We start from the raw sequence: 13,620 nt of genomic DNA on the forward strand, positions 1-13,620 counted from the left end.
TTAGTCCCCCTCATACTGTAAAATGTCATTTTTATTTATATATAAATCAACTACACTTCCTATTTCATAATCCCGTTTTCCGTCATCTTTTTCAAGAGTTTTAATTTTATGTCCCTCAGTTTCAAACATATATTTTGTGAACATTCCGTAAAATTCCTTATCAATTACTTTTCCTTTTATTTTTATATAATTCTCAGAATTATCACTAACAATAGTATTTATTCTTTCAATTCTTATATACCCGTCTTTATCCGTGTTATAAGAAGTTCCTGAAATTTCATTAAATTTTTTGAGCAGTTTCCTGTCAATTTTATTTATATCCCCTATAAAATTACATACAAATTCAGTTTTTGATCTATTATATATTTCAAAAGGCGTTCCTATTTGTTCAACTATTCCTCTATTAAATACCGCTATCCTGTCAGATAAAGTAAGTGCCTCTTCCTGATCATGAGTTACATAAATTGTAGTTATTCCGAATTTTTTCTGAAGTTCTTTCAATTCATTTCTAAGCTGAATACGAAGCTTGGCATCCAAATTGGAAAGGGGTTCATCCAATACCAGTATTTTTGGCTTTAATATAAGAGCTCTTGCAATGGCAACTCTCTGCTGCTGCCCTCCCGACAGTTCTGATACTTTTTTCCTCAGCTGTACTTCGTTTAAATCTACTTTTTCAGCTATATCCTTTACTTTTTTATCAATATCTTCCTTTTTTTCTTTTCTCACTCTAAGACCAAATGCAATATTTTCATATACTGTCATTGTAGGAAATAAAGCATAGCTTTGAAAAACCATTCCAATTTCTCTTTCTTCAACAGATACATCCGTTATATCTTCACCTTCTATAAAAATTTTTCCTTTTGTCGGAATTATAAATCCGACCAGACTTCTCAATGTAGTTGTTTTTCCACATCCGGACGGACCGAGTAAAGTAAAAAATTCTCCCTCGTTTATTGTCATTGTCAAGTCAGGTATGGCAACAAAATCTCCAAATTTTATTTCTATATTTTTAAAATCAATCATTATGTATTTCTCCTTAATTAAAAGTTTTTTCATTTTCTTATTAAATATATATAAACATTCAGGGAGAGTAATCTCCCTGCCTCCCTTTTATTTTTAATTTTTTCTCCTAATTTTTCAAAACTTTTTCCAATTTACTTCCTGCACTTTTTAAAAAAACTTGACAAGAATACTCAAGTTTTTTTGTAAAAAGTTTGACAAAAACTGTCAACTCAAATTATTTTTTTATCAAAAAATTACAAACTTACTCTACCCAAACAATAATTTTTCTCTACATTAATTCACATATTTTTTATTGAAATAATTTGAATGCCAGAATTTTAAATTAATATTTTACTTTTATATTTCTATTATAATCACAGTTTAATTATACTCTTCATTTAAAATTATTTTATATAATTCCCAATTTTTCAATATTTAAAATTTTCCGAAAAAGTATGAAATTATATCAATCGGGAAAATAGCTATCTGAGTACATTGAATTTACTTTTTTCCAGTCATAATGAATGTTTTTAAGGAGTAAAAATTTCGCAATCTGTAACAGAAGTATGAGGGCAGTAATAGCCCTCACAAAAAACTATTGCAATATTTGAAGTTCAATTTTTTCAATCCATTTATTTATATTTTCCGATACAAATTCCCAATCTATCTCCTGCTTTTTAATAAATGACTTTTCAAATTCTATTATTTTAGGATCTGCCATAGCAAGTGCTTTTGTATTTGCAGGCATGCTTGTAAACTGTTTGGACCATTCAGCCTGTATTTCAGGTGAACCGAACCATTCTACAAAAGCTTTTGCTTTTTCAAGTTTCTTAGTTCCTTTTACAATACCGAAACCTTCTATCACAAAAGGTACTCCCACTTCAGGTCTTACTATTCCTACTTTAACATTATACTGTTCCTCTCTTCCGGCTATACCGCTTGACCATATCTGTCCCATTCCGATTTTTTTATCAGCTATTTTTGAAAACAGATCTTCTCCTTTTACAGAAGGCACTCCATTTTTAAAATATTCTCCTATTGTTTTCCATCCTTCTTCAGAAATTCCGAAATCTCCGTTCTCATCTCTATATCTTGTAAGTATTCCGGAAATTACAACTCTTGTTGTACCTCTCCCCAGTCCTGATGGAACTTCATATTTTCCTTTAAAATTCGCCGGAAGATCTAGCCAGTCTTTTGGAGCATTATTTTCATCATATTGATTTAATCCATAAACCATAACTATTGCTTGTTTTACTATGGCATGATAATATCGTTCAATCCTTCAGTCACTTCCGCAGCCCATTTCGGAACGTATTGTTCAAGCAGATTTTCTTTTTTCAGATTTGAAAAATCCATCTGATTCGGACCAAATACTATATCCGCAATAGGATTATTTTTTTCCGCTATAAGTCTGTTTGTTATTTCTCCTCCCCCTGCATCCACAAATTCAAGTTCAAATCCGGCTTCTTTCGCTTTTTCTTTCAGCCATTCTCCTCTTCCGTCAGTTAATGAATTTGAGTAAACAACTAAAGTTTCATTGCCGCCTTTTTTATTTTCCTCTCCTGTTTTTCCATCCTCTTTTCCTCCACAACTTACTAAAAATACTAGACTTAATAAACTTAAAATTAACATCCATTTTTGTTTCATCACACACTCTCCTTATAATAAATTTTATTTTAATGAATTATATAACAATTTCATGTATACTTAAAATTTATTTATATTTCATTTTAAATATGCATATTCAATATTAATGTAATCCATTACATTATGATTTCAATTTAAGTATACCTCAATTTTTCTTTTTGTCAATACTTTTAGTTTGACACTTTTTTAAATTTCTTCCTACATTCAAATTTTACAGAAATAAATCAATGAATATGTATTAGTTCATGAGCATATTCTATAAATTTTCCCTTTCTTCAGGTACCGACCTTTTATTTACTGAATCCCATACTAACAATACTACTATTTTTACTTTTGCCCCTTTTGCTCCTGATGTTTTTGAACCTATTACCCAATTTATTTAAATTCAAATTATAAACTTATATTTTTATTTTGAACACTCCATTCACCAAAAAATACAAATTTGCTTTAATTGAACAATGATCTTTTACATTCATTCCTGAATTTTTTTAAATATAATAAAAAGAGGGCAGTATACCCTCATAAAAAAAGTTAACTTAACATATACTTTTGTAATTTTCTGCTTGATAATGAAAGAACTATTGTTCCTATAATAAGTATCGTTGACAAAGCATTTATTACGGGAGATACTCCAAACTTAATCATAGAATATATCTGTACAGGAAGTGTATTTGAATTAGTTCCCGTAACAAAGCTCGTAATTACAAAGTCATCAAGAGAAAGAGTCATAGCCATTAAAAAAGCTGAAACAATCCCCGGCATCATCGATGGTAGCACTACTTTTATCAATGTTTGTATTTCATTCGCTCCTAAATCTCTTGATGCTTCAACTATGGAATAATCAAATTCGTCAAGTCTTGCCATTATTATAAATAACGAAAATGGAATATTAAATGTAGTATGAGCAATAAAAATGGTCATCATCCCCAATTCTACCCCTTTATATAGCCCTACTTGCATATTAAAGAAAATAAGTAGTGAAACTCCTATTATAAGGTCAGGCAGTATCAGCGGAATATAATTTAAAAATTTTACATAATTTTTTAGCTTGGAATTATACCATTTTATTGCTATTGCACCGAAAGTTGCTACTAATACGGAAAATAGAGAAGAAGTTACACCTATTATAAGACTTCTTCCAAAAGCCTGCCATAAATCAGGAGATTTCTGAAAAAGTTCTGCATACCATTTTAAAGAAAATCCACTCCATGCAAAACTCTTAGAGCTGTTAAATGACAGTGTTACAAGCATAACTATCGGTAAATAAAAAAATATCATTACAAGTACAAAGAAAAATAGGGAAATTCTTCTTTTTTCATTCATTATTTCTCTTCCTCCTTTTCCATTTTCATTGACAGCCACACCCCAAAAGTCGTTATGACTATGAATATTATTGAAATTGCAGAAGCTACAGGCCAATCCCTTAATTGAAACATTCTGCTTGCTATTATGTTTCCGAGCATTATACCATCAGTCCCTCCTACAAGGTCAGGTACAGCATATGATCCTATTGCAGGAACAAATGTAAATACTATTGCCGTCACAATTCCCGATTTTATTCCCGGTATAAAAACTCTAAGTAATGCCTGAAATTTATTCGCCCCCAAATCACTCGCTGCATCAAGTAATGAAAAATCAAATTTCTCTATAGCTGAATATAAAGGTAGTATGGCATAAGGAAGGAATACATATACACTTATTATTATTACGGCATATTTATTATATAACAAAGACAACGGAGTTTTAAGCCCGAATATTTTCATTAAAAGCTGATTTATTATCCCGTTGTTTCCAAGTATGGCAATAAAAGAAAATATCCTTACAAGAAAATTTGTCCAAAAAGGTATTACTATAAGCAAAAGCCAAAAATTTTTAAATTTTGATCTGGATATATAATATGCTGTCGGTACAGCCAAGAGTAATGTAATAGCCGTTATCCATATTGATATATTTAATGTTTTTATTACTACTTTTATTACATCACTTGAAGTAAACAATGTCTTGTATGCTGTCGCTGTATGTTTTAGAGGCATGGCAATTCCGCCATAAGCACCTTTTTTCAGGAAACTGAAATATATTATAATCAATGTAGGGAATCCGAAAAATAAAGTCATCCAGAAAGTAAGAGGCAAATAATACATCCATTTAAAAAAGTCTTTTTTTTCATTGATTTTAAGATCCATTTTTTTTGTCAATTAGTTCACCTCCACTAAATAAGCATCTTCATAATGCCAGTAAAAATAAACTTTTTCTTTCCATTCAAACAGTTCCTCTTCAGTCAAAAATTTTCTATGCTGATCATAAGCATTGATTATTCTGTTTGCGCCGTCGACTTTTATAAACAGTTTACTCTGAAATCCCGTATATATAACTTCATCTACAGTTCCTTTAATCACTTTATAATTATCATTGTCAGTATATCTCGGTTCAGTATCAACTTTTATTTTTTCAGGCCTTAGTGTCAATTTTACTTTATCTCCTATTTTAACAGGTTTATCAAGTTCTATTTTAAATCTTCCTAATTCATCATTTTCAGCATATCCGTATTTATCATATACTTCAGTTACTCTTCCCTCTATAAAGTTGGTCTCTCCGATAAAGTCCGCAACAAAACCGTCCGCCGGCATTTCATATATTTCATTAGGTGTCCCTATTTGCAGAACTTCCCCTTTATTCATAACAGCTATTCTATCCGATACACTTAGTGCCTCTTCCTGATCATGAGTTACAAATACAAATGTTATACCTACTTCATCATGAATGGTGTCAAGTTCTATAAGTAATTTCTGTCTTAATTTTGCATCAAGTGCTGAAAGTGGTTCGTCAAGCAGTAATACATCCGGTTTGCTGATTAATGCCCTTGCTATAGATACTCTCTGTTTCTGACCCCCTGAAAGATTTGAAGGCATTTTATTTTTATGTTCCTGTAACCCGACCAATTCCAAATATTTCAACACTTCCCTTTCAATTTCTTTTTTAGATGCTTTCTTTATTTTCAAAGGAAATGCAACATTTTCAAATACAGTCATATTCGGAAACAGTGCATAGTTTTGAAAAACCGTGTTTACGTTTCTCTGATTAGGGTTCAGATGATCTATAACTTCTCCATTTATAGAAATAGAGCCTTTATCAGGTCTTATAAATCCTGCAATCATTCTCAACAATGTCGTTTTACCGCAACCTGACGGTCCTAATAATGAAAAAAATTCTCCTTTTTTTATTTCAATATTGATATTTTTTAAGATTTCTTCTTTTCCGAATGTTTTTCCTACATTCTTAATTTCAAGATTTTTTTTCAATGTTTTCTCCTTTCAACTCCTAACTTTATTAATTTTTTTAACTTAAAAAGAAGTTTGTATTTTACAAACTTCTCTGATTATATCATATTATTTCTGAATTTTATATACATTTGAAAAAATATTAAAAGTTATTTTTTTATTTTTCTTTTTCCTTTATTTTTCAGTATTTTTATCCAATTACATTTCCTTTATAATTTTATTCATTTTAAAAAATATATAAATTATTATTATCTTCATCAATTTATTATTTTTTCTATATTTTTTTATTGTAATATTTCTGAAAAATATTTTATTTTAATTTCACTTTATTTATAAGTGAATCAGCAGATTAAATAACATCAAGAAAAAATTTCATGCTATTTCCATTAAAAATGACTCTATTATTTTTAAGTCATTTTCTGTAATTTCTATAAATAATATTTTTAAAAATTATCCTGTAAATACATTATATAGTGATACAAACAATAATGCCGTTATTAAAGCTATATAAAATTTTTCTATTTTCCCGCTATCCAGTTTTTGATTAATCATTGTTCCGATAAAACCTCCCGCCACTGCGGAAATACATATAAACGGGATAAAAAAGAGATTATAGGAATGTATTTTATTTGAAAAAATAACACTTCCCAGCTTTGATATCTGTGCAAAAAATATTGTAGCTATAGAATAAACAGTAGCTTCTTTCATAGTATAGGAAAATAGAAACATTAACAGAGCAACATTTAAAGGTCCTCCTCCTATTCCTAAAAATACCGATACTGTTCCTAAGAAAAATCCCGCTATGAAAATAGAAAAAATATTTTTCATACGATAAGATTTTATCTTACTTTTGTTAAAAGTATAAATTAATATACATACAAGAGTAAGTCCTAGCATTCCGGCCTGAACAGTTTTTACTGTTCCATTTTCATATAAGTTCGCAAATTTATTGAAAATACTTTCTCCTACCAACCCTCCTATTAATGAACCGAAAGAAATCCAGAAAATAACTTTTATATGAAATCCGAAACCGTTTTTCATCTGTTTAAATATTGATACAATACTCATTGTAAATACCGCAACTGATGAATAAAAACCTATTTCACTCATAGTATGAAACCCTACCATATCAAAAAGAGGTTTTATTACCACTCCTCCTCCAAGTCCTGAAATTGCTCCGAGTGTAGTTGCAGCAAATATAACAGCTGTATATATTAAAATTATCATTTTATTTTCGTACTAAGAGTATTGTTTTCTCTACACACACAACTACTCCCATACCTTTCTCCTTCCCTTCCTGTCAGTAAATCAGAACTCCCATCAAAGCAACTATAACCGTTATAATAATGGGGTTTATTTTCCATTTCAAAAATACCGTCATTGTTATTCCGAATATTATAAAACTTTTTATATCAATGAAATTTTTTCTGTCCATTAAAAGTAAAGTCGCAGATAATATAAGCCCTACGACTACCACCCGCAAGCCTTTAAAAGCTCTGCTTATATATTTATTATCCTTAAATTTCAAAAAAAACATACTGAATATTGTCATTATTATAAGGGATGGAGTTATAAGACCGATAGTTGCGACTGCAGCTCCGACCGCATTCCCCGTCACAAGATAACCTACATATGTAGAAGCATTTATCGATATAGGACCGGGAGTCACTTGTGAAACCGCCACAATATCAGTAAACTCAGGAACTGTAATCCAACTATGTACCTCGACTACTTCCTTCTGTATTAAAGGTAAAATAGCATATCCTCCTCCAAAACTGAAAAGGCCTATTTTAAAAAAAGTAATGAATAATACCCATAAAGTTTCCAAATTTATTTCTCCCCTTTCTGAAATATCATCCATACATTACCTGCTACTGCTCCTGAAATAATTATAAGTATAGGAGGAAATTTAAAATAAGAAACTGATATAGCAATTGCCAAAACGATAAATACAGTTATTTTGTTTATTCCTGCTTGTTTGCCTATAGTGTAAACACTTGCACCGATAAGGGCAGCTACCATAGGTCTTATTGCTTTAAATGCCTTTATTACATAGATATTGTCCTGAAAATTACTGAACAGGGAAGCTAACAGCCATATTACCAGAAAAGCAGGTAAAACCGCTCCTAAAACCGTTACAAACATTCCTAAATATTTTTTTATTTTAAACCCTGCAAATACTGCCATATTTATTGCTAAAACTCCGGGAGCAGACTGTGCTAATGCAAGCAGACTTATAAATTCCTCTTTCTCTATCCACTTTTTCTTATCTACGATTTCATTTTGGATAAGAGGAACCATTGCATAACCTCCACCAAGAGTAAATGCACCTATTTTAAAAAATATCCAGAACAGCTCAAAATATATTCTCATTATACTCCTTATTATTTTCTTCCAAATCACGGTTCTATAGCCAGATACCATATAAATCAATAATTTTCATTATTATATTTTTATATTTTTTTACTATTAATTCAATTTGATATATTCATCTTGCAATCAACTTTTTTCTTATCTTACCGATATTAATTTTTATTGAAAAACTCTTTCCCGAGCTCTTTCAAATAAAACACATCATATATCCCGCACAGTTCTCTAACTGAATGCATGGCAAGCATAGGAACTCCGAGATCTATAGCATCTATGTCCAAATGAGTCGAAGAAATAGGTCCTATTGTACTCCCGCCTCTTTCGTTGGATTGATTTACAAAAGGCTGTATTTTAATGTCGGTACCTTCTATTATCTGTTTTAATACCGCTATTGAAAATCCGTCAGAAGTGTAACTTTGGTTGGCACTTATTTTTACGGATAATCCCTCATTTATTCTACCTCTACTTGTAGGATCCGTTTTTTCCATGTGTGCAGGATGAGCTGCATGTGCTCCATCCGCCGATAACAGAAATGAACATTGGAGAGCCTGTAAAAATTCACTTCTGCCATAACCTAAAGAACACATTATCCTTTCAAGAGTATTCATAAGATAATTGGAATCGGCTCCCTGTTTTGTCATGCTTCCTATTTCCTCATTATCAAATCCTACGAAAACATTTATCTGATCGTGGACATCTTCAGCTTCTATAAGTCCGAGTAATCCCGCATAAACCGATACAAGATTATCCAGTTTGGGTGCAGAAATAAATTCCTCATTTACTCCAAGTAAAGAGCCTTTTTCAAGAGTATATACAAATAAGTCAAAATCAAGTATATCTTCTTTTTTTATGTCTGTTTCACTTAAAATCAAATTTAATAAATAATTATCCTTTTCCAGCTCATTATTTATCAATCCGAGTATAGGTAATGTATCATTCTGTTTATCTATTTTTACTCCATTATTTACTTCTCTGTTCTGATGTATTGCTAAATTCGGTATTATCATCAAAGGTTTGTCTATTTTTATCGTTACCGTTTTCGGCATAAATAAATCATTACTTCTAACAATCACTCTTCCCGCTATTGACAAAGGTCTGTCAAACCAGGTACTTAATATTGCTCCGCCATAAACTTCCGTATTAAGTCTTATTATATTTTCAGTTATCATTTCAGGTCTGGGCTTAATTCTGAAACATGGCGAATCGGTATGAGAACCGAATATTTTAAAACCTTTTTTCAAATTTATATCTCCACCGAGCGTAAATGCTATTATGGTTGAATTTGATCTTTTCACATAATATTTTCCGCCTTTTTTCAATTCCCATTTACTTTTAGGATATAGTCTTTCAAAGCCGTTTTCTTCTAAGATAACCGAACAATTTTTAACTACATGATATGTACTGGGACTGTCATCAATAAATTCAATAACTTCTCTTGCAAAACTTTTGACTTCCATATCTACAAATTTTCTCTGCATCTCTTTTATTTCTTTAGTTGTGTGTATCATTTTACATGCTCCTTCCTACAATTTCATCCCACTTTTTCTACTTTAACCCATATATTAAGGAAAATTTCTCTTTTAAATAATCTATATAATATTTAGGATTGAAAGGTTCTCCTGTCATATTTACAAGTAATTCTTCAGGTGTTCTTGTTTTTCCGTATTTATGTATTCCCTCTTTTAATTCATTATTGATTTCTGTAAAATCACCTTTTTTCATTTTTCCGTTTATATCAATCTTTTTGCTAATTGCGTTATATATCTGGGCAGCATATGCACTTCCTAAAGCGTAAGACGGGAAATATCCGAACAGCCCATCCGACCAGTGAACATCCTGTAAAATTCCTTCTGTATAAGTTTCAGGTCTTATTCCGAGATATTCTTCATATTTATCCTGCCATTTTTTTGCAAGCTCATCTACATCCGTTTCATTATCAAGATTATCAAAAATTTCTTTTTCAAGTTCATATCTTATAAGAACATGTATAGGGTAAGTCAACTCATCAGCTTCAGTTCTTATAAATGACGCCTGCACTTCATTGGCAATTTTATAAAAAATATTAAAATTTATCCCATTTTCTCCTAATTTGAACATTATATCCAGTTTTGGATAAATAAAGCTTAAAAATTCTTCACTCCTTCCGAACATATTTTCATAAATTCTTGACTGAGATTCATGTATTCCCATGGAAGTTCCGGTTCCCAATATTGTATCCGATATTACATCATCTACATTTTGCTCATATAACCCGTGTCCTCCCTCATGTATAGTGGAATACAATGAACTTAAAAGATTATCTTTGTAATAATGAGTCGTCACTCTTACATCTTTATTATCAACATTAGTAGTGAAAGGATGTTCACTTTCTTTCAATACTCCCTTATCAAAACGGAAATTTATAATATCTAAAGCATGTTTCGATAACTCTTTCTGCTTTTCAATATCGAAAATCATCTTTTTAAATTTTTCTTTTGCTTCATTTTCATTGTCAGAAATGTTCTTCTGTATTATCTTCTTTATAAGAGGGGACAGCTCATTTTTTATTTTCCCGAAAAATTCGTCTGCTTCTTTTACTGTTATTCCGGGTTCATAATCTTCAAGGAGAGTATTATATGGATGACCTTTATATCCTCTATATTTTATAATTTTTTTGTTAAATTTTATTATTTCTCCCAAATAAGATTTAAAAATACTGTAATCATTTTTAATTTTAGCCTCTTCCCATTTTTTTGAAGAAATTATTTTTAATTCAGAATACTTTTTATATTCCTCTTTAGGTATTTTTTCCAGTTTTTCAAAGTATTCTTTTTTTAACTCCTCTATTATTTTTCTGTCAAGCTCTTTCAGCTTATCTGTATTTATACTGTATACAAGATTTTTAAATTCATCATTTATTACCATTGAGTAGCTTTCTCCGATAAGATACCCCAGCGTCTTTGATATCTTGTCTACTGCTAAAAGAGGGGCTTCTGTTTCCAAGTCCCAATGCATAATCGTTATTGCATGTTTTAATGCCGCATTATTTTCCAATACTTCTTTTACTTTTTTCATTTTTTCATTTTCCATAACTGCTTCCTTCCAAATTTTGTATTTCTATCCTTTTTATTAAAAAAATGGAATCTTCTCTTTAAAGATATACCATTTATTCATTTGATTATGCTTAGTTTTAATAAAAATTCCTTGAAAAATTTTTTTATCTATTATATACTTTTTATAATAATTACAGGAGGCTGATTTTTAATGGAGTATAAAACCATAATAGTAGGCATTGCCGGTGGAACCGGTTCAGGTAAAACAAGTGTTACAAAAGAAATTTTGGAAGAATTGAAAAAAACTCATATTAATTCCATATTACTGGAGCAAGATTCATACTATAGGAGAAATGATCATCTTACTTATGAAGAACGAACAAAATTAAATTATGATCATCCTGATTCCATTGATTTTGATTTACTTGAAAAACATATTCTTACGCTTAAAAAAGGAAAATCCATTGAAAAACCTATTTATGATTTTCAGATTCACAATAGAATAAATGAAACAGAACATATAGAACCGGCAAATTTAATCATAGTGGAAGGTATTCTAATTCTTGCCATTGCTAAAATAAGAGAGCTTTTTGACGCAAAAATTTTTATTGATACTGATGATGATGAAAGACTTTTACGTAGAATGGAAAGAGATATGAAAGAACGGGCGAGAAGTTTTGAAAGCATTAAAAACCAATATATTAGTACGGTAAAACCTATGCATCTGGAATTTGTAGAACCTTCAAAAAGATATGCCGATGTTATAATTCCGAGAGGAAGAGATAATAAAGTCGGTATAAAAATGGTTTCAAGCAGACTGAAATACTTATTCAGAAACCTTGCAAATCAGTCCTCTTAATTTATATTATATACAAATTTAAAATGAAAGCAGGTAATAAGATGAAAATAGTCGTAATTGGCGGCGGAGCTGCGGGAATGATGTTTTCTACTCAGTATAAGAAATCAAATCCCGAACATGAAGTATTCCTTTTTGAAAAATCCCCTTATGTAGCGTGGGCAGGATGTCCCACTCCTTACTATATTGCCGATGAACTGTCTCTGGATAATGTGGTTTTAGGAACTCCTGAAGATTTTATAAAAAGAGGAGTAAATGTAAAAACAAAACACGAAGTTACCGGAATCGACTTTAAAAATAAGACTTTAAACATATCAGGAAATGAAATAAACGGTATTTTCAGTTATGATAAGCTGGTAATAGCTGTAGGAGGAAAATCTTTCGTTCCTGACATATCAGGATATTCTCCTGAACTAAAAAATGTATTTACATTATCTCATGCTGAAAATGCCATAGAAATAAAAAAATACATTACCGAAAATAAAGGCAGCATTAAAAATGCCCTCATAGTAGGAGCCGGCTTTATAGGTTTGGAAAGTGCCGAAGCTTTTAATAAGTTGGGATTGAATGTAACAATAGTAGAAAAATCGGGAGAAATATTTCCATCAGTTTCTGAAAATTTAAAAAAAGAATTTTATAATGAAATTAAGGAAAAAGGAATTACTTTAAAATTAAATACCGGAGTTTCAGGAATTATTTCGGAAAATGGAAAAGCAAAATCAGTAAAAATAAGCAATGAAGAAACATTTGATTTTGACATTGCACTGTTCAGTATAGGAATTACACCCAATATCGGTTTTATTTCCGATGAACTCAAAACAGACAAGGGGAAAATCCTTGTAAATGACAAATTTGAAACAAATATTTCCGATGTATATGCTATAGGCGATTGTATTTTTAATAAATATTATGATACGGACAGAAATTTATATGCTCCTTTCGGAGATGTAGCAAATAAACACGGAATACTCCTCGCAAAATATCTTTCAGGGGAAAATATTCATTGGAAAGGACTTTTAAGATCCTACGCCACTTCATTTTATGATATAAAATTGGCACAGACAGGATTATCGTATAATGAAGCTTTAAATTTAGGATATAATGCTGAAAAAATAGATATGAAAGCAATGTATAAAAATTCAGGATTTGAAGACTCGGTTCCCGGTCTGACCGAAATAGTCTATGATAAAGATAAAAAAGTGATATTAGGCGGAACAATGGTAGGAAAAGAAGCAGTTGCACAGTTCATAGATCAGATAGCTATTGTTATAACTCTAGAAACACCTATTGAGAAATTTATAGACATTGACTTTGCATACTCTCCTACTAATGCCAGTGTATGGAATCCTTTACTTGTAACTTACAGAAAAGTCATAAAATAGTATTTATAAATTTCATATAAAACTTTAAAAAGCCGCATTTATAAGTGGCTTTT

At 30.5% G+C, this 13,620-nt stretch carries 13 protein-coding genes; 2 read left to right on the top strand and 11 right to left on the bottom strand.

What is annotated here, in order from left to right:
• The 11 genes from EII29_RS03730 to EII29_RS03775 form a co-directional block, all read right to left on the bottom strand.
• Positions 1-1,023: an ABC transporter ATP-binding protein gene (locus EII29_RS03730; RefSeq protein WP_125236204.1), complete on the bottom strand. Its 1,023-nt coding sequence runs from the start codon at positions 1,021-1,023 to the stop codon at positions 1-3.
• A gap of 574 nt (positions 1,024-1,597) precedes the next feature.
• A complete protein-coding gene (locus tag EII29_RS12645) occupies positions 1,598-2,281 on the bottom strand; it encodes an extracellular solute-binding protein (RefSeq protein ID WP_368665474.1) in 684 nt (227 codons plus the stop codon).
• A complete protein-coding gene (locus EII29_RS12650) occupies positions 2,257-2,649 on the bottom strand; it encodes a hypothetical protein (protein ID WP_199726019.1) in 393 nt (130 codons plus the stop codon). Before EII29_RS12650 ends, EII29_RS12645 begins: the two co-directional genes overlap by 25 nt.
• A 531-nt stretch (positions 2,650-3,180) precedes the next feature.
• A complete protein-coding gene (locus EII29_RS03740; protein ID WP_125236205.1) occupies positions 3,181-3,972 on the bottom strand; it encodes an ABC transporter permease in 792 nt (263 codons plus the stop codon).
• Positions 3,972-4,832, bottom strand: coding sequence for an ABC transporter permease (locus EII29_RS03745; protein ID WP_125236259.1), 861 nt, complete (start codon positions 4,830-4,832; stop codon positions 3,972-3,974). The genes EII29_RS03740 and EII29_RS03745 overlap by 1 nt, the downstream gene beginning before the upstream one ends.
• Positions 4,833-4,844: 12 nt before the next feature.
• Positions 4,845-5,948: an ABC transporter ATP-binding protein gene (locus tag EII29_RS03750; RefSeq protein WP_125236206.1), complete on the bottom strand. Its 1,104-nt coding sequence runs from the start codon at positions 5,946-5,948 to the stop codon at positions 4,845-4,847.
• Positions 5,949-6,377: 429 nt separating this feature from the next.
• On the bottom strand, positions 6,378-7,154 hold the full coding sequence (locus tag EII29_RS03755) for a sulfite exporter TauE/SafE family protein (protein WP_125236207.1): 777 nt from the start codon (positions 7,152-7,154) through the stop codon (positions 6,378-6,380).
• A 73-nt stretch (positions 7,155-7,227) separates the two neighbouring features.
• Complete coding sequence (locus EII29_RS03760; RefSeq protein ID WP_125236208.1) at positions 7,228-7,788, bottom strand: chromate transporter; 561 nt, start codon at positions 7,786-7,788, stop codon at positions 7,228-7,230.
• A complete protein-coding gene (locus tag EII29_RS03765) occupies positions 7,758-8,300 on the bottom strand; it encodes a chromate transporter (protein WP_125236209.1) in 543 nt (180 codons plus the stop codon). The genes EII29_RS03760 and EII29_RS03765 overlap by 31 nt, the downstream gene beginning before the upstream one ends.
• Positions 8,301-8,452: 152 nt before the next feature.
• Positions 8,453-9,805 (bottom strand): M18 family aminopeptidase, encoded by a 1,353-nt coding sequence (locus EII29_RS03770; RefSeq protein ID WP_125236210.1) that lies wholly within the window; start codon positions 9,803-9,805, stop codon positions 8,453-8,455.
• A gap of 37 nt (positions 9,806-9,842) precedes the next feature.
• Entirely contained in the window at positions 9,843-11,366 is a 1,524-nt protein-coding gene (locus EII29_RS03775; protein ID WP_233573247.1) for a carboxypeptidase M32, read from the bottom strand.
• A 174-nt stretch (positions 11,367-11,540) separates the two neighbouring features.
• On the opposite strand from EII29_RS03775, the gene udk reads away from it, so the two are divergent.
• Both udk and EII29_RS03785 read left to right on the top strand, forming a co-directional pair.
• On the top strand, positions 11,541-12,188 hold the full coding sequence (udk, locus tag EII29_RS03780; RefSeq protein ID WP_125236211.1) for a uridine kinase: 648 nt from the start codon (positions 11,541-11,543) through the stop codon (positions 12,186-12,188).
• Between the two features lie 41 nt (positions 12,189-12,229).
• Positions 12,230-13,567 (top strand): FAD-dependent oxidoreductase, encoded by a 1,338-nt coding sequence (locus EII29_RS03785; RefSeq protein WP_125236212.1) that lies wholly within the window; start codon positions 12,230-12,232, stop codon positions 13,565-13,567.
• Positions 13,568-13,620 lie beyond the last annotated feature (53 nt).

This window comes from Leptotrichia sp. OH3620_COT-345, assembly GCF_003932895.1.
GTDB lineage: Bacteria > Fusobacteriota > Fusobacteriia > Fusobacteriales > Leptotrichiaceae > Pseudoleptotrichia.